Origin of the sequence: Acinetobacter sp. MD2, from assembly GCF_035615575.1 — a bacterium.
In the GTDB taxonomy this organism is placed as follows: domain Bacteria; phylum Pseudomonadota; class Gammaproteobacteria; order Pseudomonadales; family Moraxellaceae; genus Acinetobacter.
Window position 1 is genome coordinate 180415 of record NZ_VTDK01000006.1, and the last position, 17971, is coordinate 198385.

18 protein-coding genes are annotated in these 17971 nt (G+C 37.7%); 10 read left to right on the forward strand and 8 right to left on the reverse strand.

Translation table 11 applies throughout. The features are described 5' to 3' along the window. Positions 1-41: 41 nt before the first annotated feature. Positions 42-728 carry a ribulose-phosphate 3-epimerase gene (gene rpe / locus FXN70_RS10165; protein ID WP_324647344.1) on the reverse strand — a complete coding sequence of 229 codons (687 nt, stop codon included), beginning with the start codon at positions 726-728 and terminating at the stop codon, positions 42-44. A gap of 168 nt (positions 729-896) precedes the next feature. Between rpe and FXN70_RS10170 the strand changes: the two genes are divergently transcribed. Next, positions 897-1172: a DUF2218 domain-containing protein gene (locus FXN70_RS10170; RefSeq protein ID WP_324647345.1), complete on the forward strand. Its 276-nt coding sequence runs from the start codon at positions 897-899 to the stop codon at positions 1170-1172. A gap of 48 nt (positions 1173-1220) precedes the next feature. Here FXN70_RS10170 and fghA read toward each other — a convergent pair whose 3' ends face one another. From fghA to FXN70_RS10205, 7 genes are all read right to left on the reverse strand, one after another. Next, positions 1221-2054, reverse strand: a complete 834-nt coding sequence (fghA, locus tag FXN70_RS10175; RefSeq protein WP_324647370.1) for an S-formylglutathione hydrolase — start codon at positions 2052-2054, stop codon at positions 1221-1223. Between the two features lie 10 nt (positions 2055-2064). Beyond that, positions 2065-3489 (reverse strand): C13 family peptidase, encoded by a 1425-nt coding sequence (locus tag FXN70_RS10180; protein WP_324647346.1) that lies wholly within the window; start codon positions 3487-3489, stop codon positions 2065-2067. 112 nt (positions 3490-3601) lie between these two features. Further along, positions 3602-4423, reverse strand: a complete 822-nt coding sequence (locus FXN70_RS10185; RefSeq protein WP_324647347.1) for a class I SAM-dependent methyltransferase — start codon at positions 4421-4423, stop codon at positions 3602-3604. Beyond that, positions 4423-5244, reverse strand: a complete 822-nt coding sequence (locus FXN70_RS10190) for an undecaprenyl-diphosphate phosphatase (protein WP_324647348.1) — start codon at positions 5242-5244, stop codon at positions 4423-4425. Before FXN70_RS10190 ends, FXN70_RS10185 begins: the two co-directional genes overlap by 1 nt. A 12-nt stretch (positions 5245-5256) precedes the next feature. Then, positions 5257-5919, reverse strand: coding sequence for a tRNA (adenosine(37)-N6)-threonylcarbamoyltransferase complex dimerization subunit type 1 TsaB (tsaB, locus tag FXN70_RS10195; RefSeq protein ID WP_324647349.1), 663 nt, complete (start codon positions 5917-5919; stop codon positions 5257-5259). Between the two features lie 111 nt (positions 5920-6030). Next, positions 6031-6573, reverse strand: coding sequence for a gamma carbonic anhydrase family protein (locus tag FXN70_RS10200; protein ID WP_324647371.1), 543 nt, complete (start codon positions 6571-6573; stop codon positions 6031-6033). 26 nt (positions 6574-6599) lie between these two features. Next, entirely contained in the window at positions 6600-7193 is a 594-nt protein-coding gene (locus FXN70_RS10205) for a CoA pyrophosphatase (RefSeq protein ID WP_324647372.1), read from the reverse strand. A 101-nt stretch (positions 7194-7294) separates the two neighbouring features. Between FXN70_RS10205 and FXN70_RS10210 the strand changes: the two genes are divergently transcribed. The 9 genes from FXN70_RS10210 (at position 7295) to FXN70_RS10250 (ending at position 17802) form a co-directional block, all read left to right on the forward strand. Beyond that, positions 7295-7843 carry an NUDIX hydrolase gene (locus FXN70_RS10210; protein ID WP_324647350.1) on the forward strand — a complete coding sequence of 183 codons (549 nt, stop codon included), beginning with the start codon at positions 7295-7297 and terminating at the stop codon, positions 7841-7843. A gap of 124 nt (positions 7844-7967) precedes the next feature. Further along, positions 7968-9320, forward strand: coding sequence for an aminodeoxychorismate synthase component I (gene pabB / locus FXN70_RS10215; RefSeq protein ID WP_324647351.1), 1353 nt, complete (start codon positions 7968-7970; stop codon positions 9318-9320). A gap of 380 nt (positions 9321-9700) precedes the next feature. Further along, positions 9701-10984: a ribonucleotide-diphosphate reductase subunit beta gene (locus FXN70_RS10220; protein ID WP_324647352.1), complete on the forward strand. Its 1284-nt coding sequence runs from the start codon at positions 9701-9703 to the stop codon at positions 10982-10984. A gap of 261 nt (positions 10985-11245) precedes the next feature. Continuing rightward, positions 11246-12286, forward strand: a complete 1041-nt coding sequence (locus tag FXN70_RS10225; protein WP_324647353.1) for a nucleotidyltransferase — start codon at positions 11246-11248, stop codon at positions 12284-12286. Further along, a complete protein-coding gene (locus tag FXN70_RS10230) occupies positions 12283-14004 on the forward strand; it encodes a ThiF family adenylyltransferase (RefSeq protein ID WP_324647354.1) in 1722 nt (573 codons plus the stop codon). The genes FXN70_RS10225 and FXN70_RS10230 overlap by 4 nt, the downstream gene beginning before the upstream one ends. Further along, positions 13997-14470, forward strand: coding sequence for a Mov34/MPN/PAD-1 family protein (locus FXN70_RS10235; RefSeq protein WP_324647355.1), 474 nt, complete (start codon positions 13997-13999; stop codon positions 14468-14470). Before FXN70_RS10230 ends, FXN70_RS10235 begins: the two co-directional genes overlap by 8 nt. 7 nt (positions 14471-14477) lie before the next feature. Beyond that, positions 14478-16082, forward strand: coding sequence for an SAVED domain-containing protein (locus tag FXN70_RS10240; RefSeq protein ID WP_324647356.1), 1605 nt, complete (start codon positions 14478-14480; stop codon positions 16080-16082). 269 nt (positions 16083-16351) lie between these two features. Further along, complete coding sequence (locus FXN70_RS10245; protein ID WP_324647357.1) at positions 16352-17041, forward strand: TnsA endonuclease N-terminal domain-containing protein; 690 nt, start codon at positions 16352-16354, stop codon at positions 17039-17041. Continuing rightward, positions 17035-17802 (forward strand): hypothetical protein, encoded by a 768-nt coding sequence (locus FXN70_RS10250; protein ID WP_324647358.1) that lies wholly within the window; start codon positions 17035-17037, stop codon positions 17800-17802. The genes FXN70_RS10245 and FXN70_RS10250 overlap by 7 nt, the downstream gene beginning before the upstream one ends. The last annotated feature ends 169 nt before the right edge of the window (positions 17803-17971 follow it).

The following is a 17971-nucleotide window of genomic DNA, read 5'->3' on the forward strand; positions in this document are numbered from 1 at the left end:
AATAAAAAAAGAGCCTAATCGGCTCTTTTTTATTGGCTAAATTAAGCTTGAATCTGACCGACTTTAGCAAGTTCAGCACGCATTTCATCAATCACAGCTTTATAGTCAGGCTTACTAAAAATAGCCGACCCCGCTACAAACATGTCTGCACCTGCTTCGGCAATTTCACGAATGTTGGCAGGACCAACACCACCATCGACTTCTAAACGAATATCTAAACCACTTGCGTCAATTATTTTGCGTGCTTGACGGAGTTTGTCTAATGTCATTGGAATAAATTTTTGTCCACCAAAGCCTGGGTTTACGCTCATTAACAAAATTTGATCCACTTTATCAAGCACATAATCTAAATAATGTAATGGCGTTGCAGGGTTAAAGACCAAACCTGCTTTTGCACCGCCAGCTTTAATAAGTTGTAATGAGCGGTCGATATGTTCGCTGGCTTCGGGGTGGAACGTAATAATGTCTGCACCTGCATCCAAAAAATCACCAATCATACGATCTACAGGTGACACCATTAAATGAACATCAATCGGTGCTTTAATACCGTAATTTTTCAGTGCTTTACATACACCTGCACCAAAAGTTAAATTCGGTACATAATGGTTATCCATCACATCAAAATGCACAACGTCTGCGCCTGCCGCCAATACTTTTTCGACATCTTCCCCTAAACGTGCAAAATCTGCGGATAAAATAGATGGAGCAATCAAATATGGCTTAGACATGGGCACAACCTAGCTAAAAAACGAAAGTCGCCAGTATAACAAATTCTAAACAACACAAACGCAGAGCACTACTTTTATGTTGCAAAAAGATAACGGTTTGTCCTAAAAACAATGGTTTTTCTATTACTCTTTTTTGCTAGGCTTATGCGATCAATACAGGAATTAAATATGAAAAGTCAAACATCTTTAATCACATCAGACAGCAAACGTATTGCAAAACGCTTAGTCAATCATTGGAAACATAAATTTGAAGTGGCAGAATCGGAGACCGAATTTCGTATTTTTATGCCTACAGCCACTGTTATTTTAACCCCTTTAGCTGAAAGTCTCACAGCAGAAATTGACAGCAACTTAGATGATCACAGTCATTTAGAAAACGTGGTGCTTGATCATCTAAACCGCATGGCACAACAAGAGTTTGAGGTGGTGTGGTCTCACATCTAATCTCAAAAAAAAGCAAAGCACTTAGGCTTTGCTTTTTTATTGCCGAATTTAAGCGAGTTTCTTGGCATGAAACTGTAAGTGCTCATCGATAAAGCTTTGAATGAAGTAATAGCCATGATCATAATTTTCATGTTGTCTTAAGTTCAGTTTTTGTCCCACTGTTTGACAAACTTGCTCAAATAAATGCGGATTAAGTTGCGCATAAAATTGATCTGCTAAACCTTGGTCAATCAGAACCTCATCAAATAATGCACCTTTAGTTTGCACCAATGCAGTTGCATCATGTGCTTGCCACAAATTGCGATCATTTCCTAAATAATGGCTAAAGGCTTTTTCACCCCATGCACATTGGCTTGGTGCACAAATTGGTGCAAATGCCGACACACTGCTAAATTTTTCAGGATATTTCCACGCAAGGGTTAAAGCACCATGCCCTCCCATACTGTGGCCCATAATCCCAACGCAATCTTTTAGAATTGGAAACTCAGCAAGTACAGCTGGATATAGCTCATCTACCAAATAACTTTCCATACGATAGTGCTGTGCCCATGGTGCTTGAGTGGCATTTACATAAAAACCTGCACCAATGCCTAAGTCCCACGAATCACCTTGTGCGACATCATCTCCTCGTGGCGATGTATCTGGAGTAATTAAAATTAAGTTTAACGCTGCGGCAACGCGCTGTGCATGTGCCTTAATCGCAAAGGTTTCCTCATTACAAGTTAAACCCGCCAAAAAAAAGACCGCCGCACATTCCTGACCTTGTAATGCTTTGGGTGGTAAATAAATCCCAAATTTCGCTGTGCCTTGTAATTGCTGTGAATTCCAACGGTAAATGCGTTGCTCACCTGCAAAACAACTATTTTTTTGAATTAAATCCATCATAGTACCTCTATTTTCGTGGATGTACTGCAATAGGTGCAACGATCGCACCTGTACTTAGCTCATTTGATGCAGGAAATAAATGCTTCTCAAGCTGTGGCAGCATCAACTCCATATTCTTACCCAAAGACCACTGTGGCTCTGATGGTTCAAAACCTTGTGCATTTTCCCATTTCCCAACAGTGGCTTGTGCTTCAATAAAGGCATCGTGCAAGGTTGATTTTTCACGCATTGCCTGATCAAAAAAAGCACGCCCAAAGTAGGTATAATCTTGTTCGTTATTACAACCAAACGATGAACGATCTGCTGCTGCCGCAGTAATCACCAAGGTATTGTCTGACTGTAACGCAGGCACAAAACTGCCTGAATAGCATGCAGAAATAACAATTACACGCCAACGAATTCCTGCTTTATCAAGTGCCTCACGCAGCCATTTCGGATCAATCTGTTTTAAGTCAATCGGTGCATTTTCAAGTTCAAAATGATTTGGTTCGCCATGTGAAGTCATATATAAAAACAACACATCGGTTTCTTTATTCATTTGCTGTGCAATACGATTTAGTGACATTTGAATACTGGTTTTAGAAGCGACTGGCAAGCTTGTACGGGTATCGGGATTATTCACTAAAGCAATTGAACGTCCAAGTGTGCCAAATCGGGTATCAAACTGCGATTTAATCCGTTGTACTTCCGAACTAAAAACTGAATCGTAGCTGTCGCCTGCTACACCTAAAAAATACCAATGCGTTTCAGAAAAATCACCAAATTGAACTTGTTCTAAAGCTTTATTGAGTAAATTAGGCTGTGCATAAAATGCTTCTTCGGCAATCGAAGGCGGGACATCTTCAACCTTCCAAATCGGCTCATTTTTAACAGACATTTGCCACACCACTAAAGTACAAATCGTGGCAAACATAATCAGTGCCCGCTCCCACCACGGCCATTTTAACTCACGCGAAAAAACCCAAATCACGGCCAAACTTTGCCAAACAAATAGCATCATAAAAATATTTGGCAGCAAGTTGTAAAGGCTATCGGGCAAAAAGTCTAAATAGCCATGATCACCTAAAAATTGTAATGCACATTGAATGAGTAAAATATTGGCATCTAGCACTAACCACAACAATGCAGGTACCAACATCAAACGTGGATTATTGGTACGCTGTGACAGAAAAATTCCGACAATTAAGGCAATAAAAGGCCATAGTGCATAACTGACCAAACCTTGTGAGTTGAAACTCCCCACTTGCCCTGCAACCAACCAACTAAATAGTGTGTTGATCCCCGCAGCAATTATCCCCCAAAAAATCAACTGAAAAATTGAAGGATGAACAATTTGTAATGAGCGTCTTGAACCAAGAAACAACCATAAACCTGCGTTTTGGTTACTTTTCAAATCGTGCCAAAAGTTAATGGAAGGCTTTAGGTCTATCATAAAAATTTCTGCTTATTTACGCTGTGGCTCACGGCGACTGTTAGTGTAGGCATCGAGTGTTTTTCACAATCTGATTTTACCCATCAAGCAAAGAACTGCATTTATTTTTAATCTAACACAGATCCTTTTCGGCTTGATGATTAAAATAACCATCAAAACGGCAAGCATCACCTAACCATTGATGCTGTGGTGCTACTTGGTTTAAAAAAACCGCATGTCTTGGACGCTTCACTATCACTTTTTTAGCAATTGCTTTGGCTAAATCAAGTAAATGATCGCCTAAGTCCATTTCACCATGTTCTGGCAATAACATATGCAGAAGTTGCATTTGTTTTTTGACCTGAGCTTGTTTTTTGATTGCATTTTGATTTTGATCGCGCTGAGGAAACATCGGATCTAGATACACCACATCAAAGCTTTGCTGAGTGTTTTGCAACTGTTGTAAATATTCAGTTGAATCTGCATAAACTAAGCAAATATTGGCAACAATCGGCGCTAAGTATGAGTCTTGTAGCGCCATGCGATAACTGTCTTCAAGCAAAGCAAATAAAATAGGATGACGCTCGACCAAGGTTACTTGTGCGCCAAAGCGTGCCATCAGCAAACTGTCATGCCCCAAGCCTGCGGTGGCATCTAATAATTTTGGTTTTTCATTGCATTGGCATGCGCGTGCCAGCATTTCTGTTTTAAGTCCTGCACGCTTTAAACGTGGTACTTCGGCTAACCAATTCGGCTGCATTTTCATACCTTCGGCACTTAAACTTAAACCATCTTCATCAAAAACCAATGCCATGTCAGGATGTTGACGTAAAAATTTGGCATTAATTTTTTCAGTTTCGGCTAAATTTAAATGCACATTTAATTCGGCCAAACGTGCTTGAAGGCGTGTTACATCTGCTACATATTCAGGCAGATACCAACATTGAAACTGCATTACCACTGCACCCAACCTGTGTACCATGTTAATAAAATTAAAAGCCCAAAAACAATCCGATAATAGGCAAACGCACTGAAGTCGTGGCGAGAAACATAACGAATTAAGGCACGAATCACCAAAAGTGCTGAAACAAAAGCCACTACAATTCCAACACCTAGCACCTGCATGTCTTGGCTATGTAATTCATGGCGCATTTTAAACAGATCTAAAAATCCTGCGCCCATCAATACAGGAATCCCTAAAAAGAAGGAAAATTCGGCGGCAGCTTTACGTGAAATACCTAAAAACAGCGAACCAATAATGGTTGAACCTGAACGTGATGTTCCTGGAATTAAAGCAAAACATTGAATTAAGCCAATTAAAGTGGCTTGTTTAAAGCTTAAATCTTCAACTTCATTACAGGTTAAGCGGTGCTGACGGCGCTCTGCCCATAAAATAATCACACCACCAACAATTAGTGCAACAGCAACCGTCACGGCATTAAATAAATAAGCTTTAACAGTTTCGCCAATGGTGAGGCCAATAATCATAATTGGGATGGTTGCCACAATTAAGTTTAGGCTTAAACGGCGACCTTGTGCATCCCCTGTAAGTGCGCCAATCAGCGCACCCCAAAGCTTGCCCCAATATTCATAAATCACAGCAGCAATTGCACCAATTTGTACCGCAACTGCAAACATATCGCGTTTTTCAGGCGTCCAAAAGTCGAGTAACTGACCCGCCAAAATTAAATGCCCTGTACTCGAAATAGGTAAAAATTCGGTAATACCTTCTACAAGGCCCATAATGGCCGCTTTTAACAGCAAAATGAAATCCATGATTTATCCTGACTAAGGTTTGCCCTGCTCGGGAATTTTTTTCCACGCGTTATCGCGTAAATAAACAGGTAAAGCGTGTGCCGCATCAACCCATTGTTGTTTTTGTGCCAAGGAGATGGCAATCGTTGCAATATCTTGCGCATTTGGCGTAACTGTACCAAAACGCGTATCTTGTTGTAATAAATGTGCGCCTGAACCTACAACTTCATATTGAATTTCAGCTTGGGCTTTGGCATAGCTCAGCATTTTTTCTTCGCTTACCGCCTGCATAATCCCCTGTTCATCCAGCACAAAATTGGCAATATAAACTTCTTGCATACGGGCATCAAAAACAGCCGTAACCTGTTTAAGTTGATGTTCCCGATAGGCCGCTTGCGCAAGTGCTTGCAATGTAGACACTGCAATTACAGGAAGATCATTCGCCCATGCCAACGCTTGTGTAACCGCGGCATTAATCCGCACACCACTAAATGACCCTGGCCCACGGCTAAATGCAATCACATCTAAGCCATCTGTCGCCCACGCATTTTGCTGTAAGCCTTGTTCAATCATTGGCAAAATGGTTTTGGTTTGCGCCCGTGGTTGATCATTTAACGCAAAAAAAACCGTGTTGGTGTCATTTACCAAGCAAACTGAACACTGCTCATTTGCCGTTTCAAGTGCCAACAACTTCATGGGTGACCTATCTTCTCAAAATCTCAAAAACTCGCCTATGATACTCTAGTTCTCGCGCACATCGGCACTTTTTCCAAGCCAAACAATAAAAAAGCGTCAGCCATTTTTAACTTAACGATCGTGCGGAAACCAATATGGTTCAAGGCTTAAATAACGCTGAAAATGTGCTGCATAATGTAAGGCACATTGTTTTAGTTGCTCTTCAGCTTCTGCATCAACGCTGCGAACAATTTTACCAGGTGAACCCATTACCACAGCGTTATCGGGAATAATTTTGCCTTCTGGAATTAAAGTATTCGCGCCAATAATGCAATTTTTACCAATCACTGCCCGATTCAATACCACCACATTCATGCCAATTAAAGTGTTATCGCCAATTTGGCAACCATGTAACATTGCTTTATGCCCAACTGTGACGTATTCACCAATGGTTAAATCTAAACCAGTATCGGTATGTAAAACCGCGTTATCTTGAATATTGCTATAATTGCCAATTCGAATTTGGCTATTGTCGCCACGAACCACCGCACCAAACCAAATACTGACCTTTTCACCGAGTTCAACATGCCCAATGACTGTGGCATTATCGGCAATCCAACCATTCCATGGTTGTAAGGTAGTAGTGGGAGCATAACCCTCAAATTTATACATCATCATCTTCTTCCTTATTGTTGTTGTGTTTATTCTATATTGCGAGCATTTAGTAAAAAAGGCCAATCTTTTTCATAACTTAAACCATATTTAAACAAACTGACCAAAATTCGAGCAGTAAGTCCCCAAACAATTTCATTTTCAACCCGCATGCTTGGAAAATATAAAGTTTGCTCGGCATATTGCACTGCATAAGGCGTAGCAGGTGAATCTATAAGTTGCTGTAATGATGCAAAAAAGATACGGTCAATCTCATTCGGTTCGGCCACTAAATGAAGTTGACTTGAAATAAGTCCCACTACAGGCTTAACCGTAATGCCACTGGTGACTTGCTGCATCGGCAAATCACCAATTAATTCGATGTCTCTTGCCAATAAGCCCGTTTCTTCTTCGGCTTCACGTAAGGCAACTGCAATATTACTGGCATCGGTTAAGTCACGTTTCCCCCCTGGGAAAGAAACCTCCCCTGCATGCTTAGACAAATGCAAAGAACGCCGCGTAAGCAGCACTTTAGGCTGTGCTTCACGGGTAATGGCAACTAAAACTGCCGCCTGTGCCGACTCATTTTTTCGGGTAAAACGGAGTTGTTGTTGTAAGTGCTGAACTAAATTTTTTGCTTGTATATCCACCTGAATTGCCCATCCTTTTGACATCGAATAACAAAGGATGCCAAAGTTGCTTTTTTCAGTTATGCTGAATCATCTTTGGCCTTGCTGCACTTATTATGAACTGCTGTATGAAATGTGGACAGCCGACTGCTGAAAAAATTCCGCTTGGTGATACTAAAGTTCGTCAAGTGTGTACACAGTGTGGCACTATTCATTATGAAAACCCAAAAGTGATTTGTGGTGCTTTGGTGACATGGCAAAACCAAGTTTTGTTGTGTAGACGTGCAATTGAACCGCGCTATGGTTTATGGACACTGCCCGCAGGTTACATGGAACTCTTTGAAACCATGGAGCAAGGTGCAGCACGAGAAACTTGGGAAGAAGCTGAAGCTAAAATTGAAATTGAATCGTTATATTGCATGTATAACATTCCCCGTATTGGGCAAATTTATGTGCTGTTTAAAGCCCAATTAATCAATGGTGAATTTGGTGCAGGGCCTGAAACCATTGAATGTCGCTTATTTGATGAAGCTGATATTCCTTGGGCAGATTTAGCTTTTCCAAGTGTTAAACAAACCTTACAACATTATTTTTCTGACCGTAAACAGCAGCATTTTCCAATGCATTTAGAAACCATTGGCACACGCATAGACGAAACAGGCTAAACCACCTGTTTTGTCGATATTTTTACTAAACACAATGGATGCAAACTTAAAAAACATTGCTTCTATTGCCAATTTCATCCACTATTTTGCCCATCGTTGTTCTTGCTGATTGGCACTGCAAAATATGTCTCATCCATTTGTTTTGATTCAAACCCTTCCACAATTACAAAACCGAACTGCAACCGAGATTTTACTCAAATTACGCAGCTTAGATGGATTGATTTATTTACACGATCACGGACATGCAGTCATTGGCTTTTTACCCGAAGCCTACCAAATTCAACAGCAGCAAACCCAGCATTTTATTCGCCAAGTAGACTTCAGCTATCAATCTATCAGCCCTATTCCACGTATAGAGGACTGGGTTCAAACAGCCTCACATTCACATCATGATACAGCAACTGAATTTCATGGTGGATGGATGGGTTTTGTCGGTTATGACTATGCTGCACAGCAACTGGTAAATGCACCACAGCATGCCCAACCAGCCTTATATTTAGGACAATACCTGTCCTTTTTAAAATATGAGCAACAGCAATGGACGTTTTACAGCCAATCACCACAAGCCGAGCAGGTTTTTCAAGCTGTAACCAACTGTTTAAACACCCATGCAGAAAATCACACTCGCTTTAAAGTCACCCAACGCTGTAGTGCACATTGGCAAAAATCTGACTATTTAACTGCATTTGAACAAATTATTGACTATATCCGTGCAGGCGATTGTTACCAAATTAATTTAACCCAACAATTTAAAGGTCAAGCCGAAGGCGACTTAATCGAAACAGCAGCAGCATTTTGGCAACTGACACATGCACCCTATGCAGGCTATTTACGTATTGATGCATTTGAATTGCTCAGTTGCTCCCCCGAATTATTTATCGACTTTCAAAGCCAAAACCGCATTGTGACCCGCCCCATCAAAGGCACTATGCCACGCTATAACGACCCAATATTAGACCAACAATCTAAACAACAACTCACCCAATCTGAAAAAGATCGGGCAGAAAATGTCATGATTGTGGATTTACTGCGTAACGACTTAAGTTTGTATGCCGAAACAGGCTCGGTAAAAACCACCCAACTGTTTGAAATTGAAAGTTTTGAACAAGTACACCATATGGTCAGCGAAGTTAAAGCCACACTTAAAGCTGATGTTGCGCCCATGCAAATGCTGTTGTCTGCCCTACCTGGTGGTTCCATTACGGGTGCGCCCAAAATTCGTGCCATGCAGATTATTGCCGAACTAGAACAACAACCACGCGGCGCATATTGTGGTTCATTGGGTTATTTCAATTTAGATGGCACAGGGCGTTGGAATATTCTAATTCGTTCGATTCAAAAATATCAGCAAGAAATTTCGATGTGGGCAGGCGGTGGAATCACCATTAGCTCAAATGCCGAAGCAGAATATCAAGAATGTTTTGATAAAATTAATGCCATGCTCAGCTTACTCAATACATGGTTCGAGGCGAAATAACGCCTCTTTTTAATGGCATGTCTCAATACGACTAAAGTTTGAGATGTTACTTGATAAAGCACTGCTGAAAATACACCCAAACAGCTTCAAGTTTTTAAATAATGTCTTTGATTACAGCAAGTTTTCGAGTCTCCCTTAAATGCAAAATAAACATCTGATTTAATTGGAAATTCCAATCACAACAAGCATATTAAAACACCTTTAAAAACAACCAAATAAATAAAATTAGGCTAATTTTATTCAAGCAATTCACTTTCGTCCCTATCAAAATTTCGTTATCAAATCTACAATAGACGCAATATTTAAAACATATATATTCCACAATCTTTATGTTTTTTCATTAAACATTCATGTGGAATCATAATTATTGAGGAAACAGTATGTCTATCCTTAGTTGGGACGATTTAGAAGATGATTCGCAAAAACCGGCTACACCAGAGTCCAAGTCTGCGCCCATCCAACCGCAAGAAAAGACTGAGTCGCAAGTGGTACTTGATTCGCAACCATCGCCGCAAACTGTGGCAGCTGCTCAACCCGTTAGAGCCGTTACCAGCCAACCAACAGATTCAACCGATCCGTTGGCTCGAGCATCTGAATCATTAAAAAATTTAGATATTAGCGCAGGTGTAGAAGAGCTTGAAACAGGTGCAGCACGTGTACAAGTTGATGACAAAGCCATGATCAACTGTCGTGCTGACTTGAACCAACTTGTGCCATTCAAGTATGAATGGGCGTGGCAAAAGTACCTTGACGGCTGTGCCAACCATTGGATGCCGCAAGAAGTTAACATGAACCACGACATTGCGTTGTGGAAATCTGAAGATGGTTTAACCGAAGATGAACGTGTAATTGTAAAACGTAATCTTGGTTTCTTCTCAACAGCCGACTCTTTGGTCGCAAACAATTTGGTTTTGGCGATTTATCGTTTAATTACCAACCCTGAATGCCGCCAATATATTTTGCGTCAAGCGTTTGAAGAAGCAATTCATACCCATGCTTATCAGTACTGTATTGAATCTTTGGGCATGGATGAAGGCGAAATCTTCAATATGTATCACGAGATTCCAAGTGTTGCACGTAAAGCAGCATGGGGCTTGAAATATACGCAATCGCTAAGCGATCCAAAATTTGAAACAGGTACACCAGAAACTGATCAGCAATTACTACGCAACTTAATTGCCTTCTACTGCGTACTTGAAGGGATTTTCTTCTATTGTGGCTTTACCCAAATTTTGAGTATGGGCCGCCGTAATAAAATGAATGGTGTATCTGAACAATTCCAATATATTTTACGTGACGAGTCGATGCACGTGAACTTTGGTATTGATATGATTAACCAAATTAAGATTGAGAACCCGCATTTGTGGACAGCTGAGTTCCAACAAGAAGCGACACAAATGATTTTAGAAGGCACGATGCTAGAAATCGAATATGCACGTGACACCATGCCACGTGGCGTATTGGGCATGAATGCTGCGATGATGGAAGAATATTTAAAATTCATCTGTAACCGCCGTTTAGCACAACTTGGTTTAGCCGAGCAATATCCGGGTGTGAACAATCCATTCCAGTGGATGTCTGAAATGATGGACTTGCGTAAAGAGAAAAATTTCTTTGAAACGCGTGTGACAGACTATCAAACAGGTGGTGCGTTGAGCTGGTAATTTACCAACGTCCGTAAAACGACACATCCATTGTCATTTGCGACACATGCATGTCACTGAGTATGCATAGATATTAATATTTACATCTTCATAAGAAACTTAGGTTTCTTATGAAGAAAATCAATAATACTTTATTTCTTACTTATAAAATTCAATTAACAATCGATAGTTAGTTAATACTGACTAGATAGGCTCTTTGCCCAAAAAAGAGAAAAAACTTTACCAAAACTTCAATACTTGATTAAAAACATAGGTAACGATATGGGTTTACAGAATAAGTTTTTGACATTCAATAGCAGTATTTATATAACTCGCCAAAGTGATGAGTATAAAAATGCACGTCAAAAAGACGATAGCATTACGGAAGACATTCGTAAAAAATTTAAGGAAAATGGCTACCCTGTCCAAGATGATTTTATCCAAGGGTCTTTAGCAACGAGTACAGCGATCAAGGAGAAAGGGAAAGACTTCGATATTGATAGAGCGATTGTCATTAAAGAAGAAGACGCTCCTACTGATCCAACTATACTTAAGAAAGTTGTTTTAGAAATTCTAGAGAACAGAGGTTTCAATAATGCCAAAATTAAAAAACCTTGTGTAACTGCTGACTATAAAAATGAGGATTTACATATTGATATTCCTATTTATAGCAAATCAGAGAGTAGTTATTACAAATTAGCTGTGGGCAAGAAAAATTCAGATGAAAATAATAGAGAATGGTCTGATTCAGATCCCAAAGGATTAATTGATTGGATTAATGATAAAGACGGTTCAGGTATTTATGAGTCACAGAAACTGCAACAATTTAAACGATTAACTAGATATATAAAGAGATGGAGAAATATCAAGTTCCATGAAAATACTTGTAGAAAAGTTTTTTCAATCGGTCTTACTGTGATGCTCAAAGAAAATTTTCAAAGTTCAATTAATGATGAAGGTCTTGAAAATGACCTACAAGCTTTGAAAAATACTATCGATAAAATACTAGATCAATCGAATTATTTTTTATACCAAAATGAGAACCAATGGAAAGTAAGTGTCTACTTACCAGTATCTCCATACAGAGATATTTTCTCTGGCAGTAGTATAGATACAGGTACTCAATTGAAAAATAAGCTTTCTACATTGAGAAATAACTTAAAGAAAGTCCTTGATGAGTCAGATGAATCCAAACAATGCGATCTATTAAGAGAAATATTTGGCGAAGATTTCCCTGAAGGTACTAAAAATAACTCAAAAAATGAAGCAGCTAAGGTTGTATTTCCTTCAGCTGGATCTGTAGGAACATCTCAAGGCGCATGAATTATCAATTAATAATTCAGCATCTACAAAGCTGTGGATACTCAGTATCTACAGCCAATGTACTTGCTCGGGATACGATAGAAGTTAATGTGACTATTGGTAGTTATACCATTACACTTATTCATTTTGAAGTTGATGAAATAACTTCAATGCCTTCATTTTATTTAAAAGATCCTCAGCAATTTCCAAGACTTGCTCATACCTTGTCTTTCAATGATTATAACTTAGCAAGTATATGTGTGAATGTCACAGACTCTGTATCAGTAAATTATGAAGTTCCAACCCTTGCATTTGAGGATTCATTAAAAAAGCATATTGAATTGCTTACAAAATGTTTAACTGATCCAGTTGAAAACAAAAAAGAGCTTCTAAGAGAGTTCTTAGCCAGTTGGTATAGCTTAAATAATACAAAATTTAATGATGTTCTTTGTCTAGTAGATTCACCTGAATTTTGTAAATTAAAAGTTTATGCGCCTGAAGGGAAATACGGATTAAAAAGTAGTGTATTAGTTCACCCTGAAAATTATGATCTTGCAACAAAAGAACCTTTTTTTAAAATTCAAATAGCTCAAAGAAAAAATAGTCCTGATTTAGGTTGTATTCTCCCATTACCTTGTATTACCTCTATTCCATGGACTGCCTCAGATCTACCTCAGTGGTTTTTGGAACATTTCGAATTATTAGATGCTGATACTAAAAAAAAATTCGTAACAACCTTCGCTCAAACTAGGAAGAATATATTCTGGGTAATCTTTAACATTGATACATCCTCAGGAAAATCTTGGTTTGGACTAAAATTTCAATATAAAAAATCTAAAGTAAATAAAACTTTTCCACTCAAATTAGAAAGCTTCACTGAATGGAATATAGAGGCATGCTCGATTAAATTATTTGATAAATCAAGCTTAATACCTCGTGGCGGTGCTTTTTGTGATTTTCAAGACAAACACGTTTTATTAGTAGGCTGTGGGTCTGTAGGTGGTTATATAGCAGATCAGCTAGCATCATGTGGATTAGGGAATCTAACTCTTGTCGATTCCGACACCCTTTCCATAGAAAATATATACAGACACTATCTACCAATAGAATATTTACATCAATACAAAACTATAGGACTACAATTTAGAATAACAACTAAATATCCTTGGGTTAACGTAATCCCAGCTGATGGATGTTTGCTCGAGCTGAGAAACGATTCTATTATCAATAGATATGATCTGATTATCATTGCTATAGGCTCTCCGACAAAAGAACGGATATTTCATGATTACTGCATAAAAAATGAAGCAGAAACGGCCATAATTAATACATGGACAGAAGGCTATGGTGTTGGGGGGCATGCAGTTTTAGATATTGCTGAGCAAAAAGGTTGTTTAAGATGTGCTTATGTTGATAATGAAAATTTATGCCGGGGCTTAGTTTCTAATCTTAACTTTTTAAAACCAAACCAAGATTTGACTAGGAATCTTTCAGGATGTGGAAATGCCTTTCTACCCTATTCAAACTTATCAGCCATTCAGACCGCCAACATCTCTACAGATTTAGCTTTAAAATTTTTACAAGGGAAAGTAAAAAATTCTTCAAAGGTAAGCTGGAAAGGTTCTGATGTAGACGCTTTAAATGAAAATTTAGAGTTAACTGATCGTTATTATAGCTTTTCAAAATCATTGCTAATCATACCACTATTGAATCCAGAATGTGATATTTGTAATGAATGATCAATTAACTGTTCATGTTTCTGATTCTACTGTTCATATCAATAAAGATATCATTGAAATATGGGAACAGTATCGTCAAATCTCATCAGAATCTAAAGAAGCTTGCGGAATATTGATAGGACATCAAATTCAAGGTACTCAAGTCTTTCAACTAGAATTTGTTACTACCCCACAAGAACTAGACATTAGAACTAGATATAACTTTGTGATGAAAGATCCATTTCACCAGAAGTTTCTCGATAAAAAGTATAAAGAATCTAATGGTACATCTATTTATTTGGGTACATGGCATAGCCATCCTGAAAACTACCCTACGCCCTCTGCAATCGATAAAAAGGATTGGATGAGGTGTCTAGCTAGAAATACTAATAGAAAACTCTTTTTCGTTATTGTGGGAATCAAAGAAATTAATATCTACATTATGAAAAAAAATTCTTTATCCGTAACTTCAATTATAAGGTTATAGAACTCTCATGAATACAGGTAATACAGAAGCATCTTTCGATATTATACAAACCCGCTATTTACCTTTAGACAATATCCAATTAGCTCAAGCATACATAGCTGCAATTAAAAATATTATTAGTTGGAACAAAGTAAGTATTTTAAGAGATAAAAGTGACATTGATGGAAGAAAAAATTTACTATTTTTATTGATGCTTGATGATGAAATACTTTCAGTCTTACGTGTCAATTTACCTAAAAATGATCTTCTGTCATTTATAGAACTTACAGCAGGTAGTCGCAAAAGTATTGAAGTCAGATCACTTCCTGATAGAGCAGTACTGGCTGAAGAAATTACTGATCTTAATGCGATTCAGAATATTTGGCATGAATATGCATTCACATCACATATTCTGAATGATAAACGTGTGAAATCTAAATTTATTAGTGATTTTCTTAGCCACGAGAAGAAAGTCGGTAGAGGTAATCCTTTTACAAAAAGCACTTTAAATCAAGTTATGTTAGATAGCTTTGGCAGATGCATGTTTATTGGTTGTGGAGAAAGATTGGATATCGATAAACTCACAGGAAGAAAGGGAAACTATGCCTATAATGCTCACAATATAGCTTCTTCAGATAATGGTGAACGTGGTCTACCTTTCTTATCAAGCGCTTTATCTAATGATCCTGAAAATGTACTGTTACTCTGTGACAAACATCATCGCTTAATAGATAAGGTAGCACCAAGTGATTATGATTCACTGACACTCAATAAGATGCGTAATGAGCATAAAGAAATGGCTCAACAGCTTTTAGATGCTCTAGCCTTTGAACCAATTCCCGTATATTCAGTTCTATGGCCTGTACATGGACAAGCTGTATCAAATCCTGACTTAAAAGAAATTGCCTCAAGCCTCCACCCATTAAAATATAAAATAAATGGCTGTCTTAATACCTTATGTAATAGCAATATCGATCCAGAGCTATTCAAAGAACAGATGATTCGACACATAGAAATAGAAGCTAGAAAAATTATCAATCAAACTCAAAATGAGAATTATAAAGCAGCAATATTTGCTTTTGGTCCTATGCCAGCTTTAATTGGTTTAGGGGCATTACTTGGTAACAAGGCAGAATTTATCCCTATGTTAAAATTTAGAGATAGTCAAAAATGGGAATGGCCAAGTCCTACAATGGTAGATCCTTTTAATGAAATAATTGGGCTAGATAGACTAAAAAACAATAATGAAGTTGTTCTCTGCATTCATGCTACAGCTAAAGTAGATAAGGTACTTGAAAAGGCTCAACAGCTAGCAGAAAATATTGATAATCAAGTCGTGGAAATATCGACTTTACCTGAGTATATGGGTAGTAAAAGTATACCCCACCCATTAAACGTTAAAGCTCTTACTGCTCAAATACAAAAGCTATTACATCAATTCAAAAGTGAGTATGGTATTACCTTAGTACATTTATTCATAACAGCACCAAATGCTGCATGTGTTGCCATAGGACAAGGAATTGATAAAAATCACCCTGATGTCATCGTATATGACTATAAGCAATCAGGATTAGAGTCCGTACTAAGGATTAATAGTACAGATGATGGTAATAAGCTAGTACTACCTCAATAATATGAGCATTAAGCAGGACTCAGTTTTTAAAATCTGAGTCTTAGGCTTTAAATAACTTAAATTCACAAAAAACAAACAAAATAAACAGTGAACAAAAGATTATTTTGTGATATATTCATTTAATTATAAAACAACAACTTAAGTAAAAATTTTTTGAAAAATCTCTCTTTTCTTCCTAAATCTTGTGATTTTCCACTTTTGGGGTATATTGCAGTAACCTCTGTTCCAACAAATAATGGCTTCTCAGCAATATTCACAGAGTCATTCAGATGGAATACCTCGAAAATACAGCCATCTATTCTTCTCAAATTCATGTAGATGTAACGAAGCAAATTATTGAAGCATTCGAACAGAATGCAGACCTCTCCAGAAAAATTGCTGGTAAAAGAAAGATTGAACAAGGCAGCATTGGAAAACGCACCTCTCTCTTTCCAAGCGTAAAAAATCAAGCCATGATACCGCTTGAAAGTAAACTAGAGTTGGCTTATGCATTATCTTTAGAACAAAACCAAAATGTAGAGGCCTATCGTACTCAGGCTGTTAAAATTCCATATGGCAAAAATCGCTTTCTTTTCCCCGACTTCGTCATCAAATATAAAGATGGTACATATGCAATCCATGAGATAAAGCCATCTATTCAAGCACTGAATGAAAAAAATCTATTAAAAATTCAAGCTATAGAAAATATCTTAAAAGCTATGAATATTGAATTTCGTGTGATAGATAAAAACGTCTTAGCCGATGATGAATTATTGCAAAAAATTTTATTTTTTTATTCTAGAGGTAATGCCAAAGTATGGCCTATTGAACTACTCTTGAGCACTCAAGAAAAGCTTAATAAAAAATATAAGACATTGGACGACTTATACAATGCTCTTACGCTCCGTAATATTTCAATCCATTTAGGTGATTACTTCATTTTCCATAAAATTATCTCTATTCAGGGGTTTTCATGGTAATGGAAAATCAAAAGTATCCTAAAGAAGGCTATAGATTTGAACTCTATGAAAATCAATATGATATTACTGCTATCATAGGTAACAATATACGTTTTTCATCTGTTATAGGAGGCAAAATACACAATATATCTGTACAAGAGTTTTTAAGTAAAATAGAGAATCAGGATCTCAAATATATTGAAACTCCACACTATCCCCTGTTAGACAAAGATAATTACGCTTTAGTAAATAGAAAAAAAAGATATCTCGAAGCTACATTACTATTAAAAAATAAATTTTCAAATCATGCTGTCCAACAGGTTATCAAAGATATAGCCACTACTATTAATGATCCAAAACCACCTTGCTCAAGAACAGTAATACGTTGGATGAAAAAATTTAGTAAGGACGAAAGCTTTTTTAATGATTTCAAGCCTAATAAAGGTAACTGCTCACTCAGATTTTCTCCTGAAGTAGAAAACTTGATCACCCATGGCATCAATGAATATTTTCTAAAACCCAGAGAAATGAGGTCAGCTAAGGATGTCATAGCATATATTGAAAATGAAGCTCTTAATATGAGGCTTTATGAGCACTTACCTACCCTCAGAACGCTACAACGCAGAATTCAAGAGTTAGATCCATATCAAGTATATCGACATAAAAAGGGGGTTAGGACTGCAAATCAGCATTTCCAAGCTGCTGGCAAACAGCTTAATAGTCCTTTTATCATGAACAAAGTTGAAATAGATTGTAAGCCTCCGCTGAACCCCCACTACTAAAATCAACCATAGACGCTTATTTTCGTACCCACTTATTTATTAGTGGGTACTTGCTTATGAGTCAAGAATTGACTGTCGTTGATGTTGGATTGGTAAAAAGAAAACGTCGTATCTATAGCGATGACTTCAAACCTGAGCTTGTTCAAAAGTGTCGTCATCCACATATTTC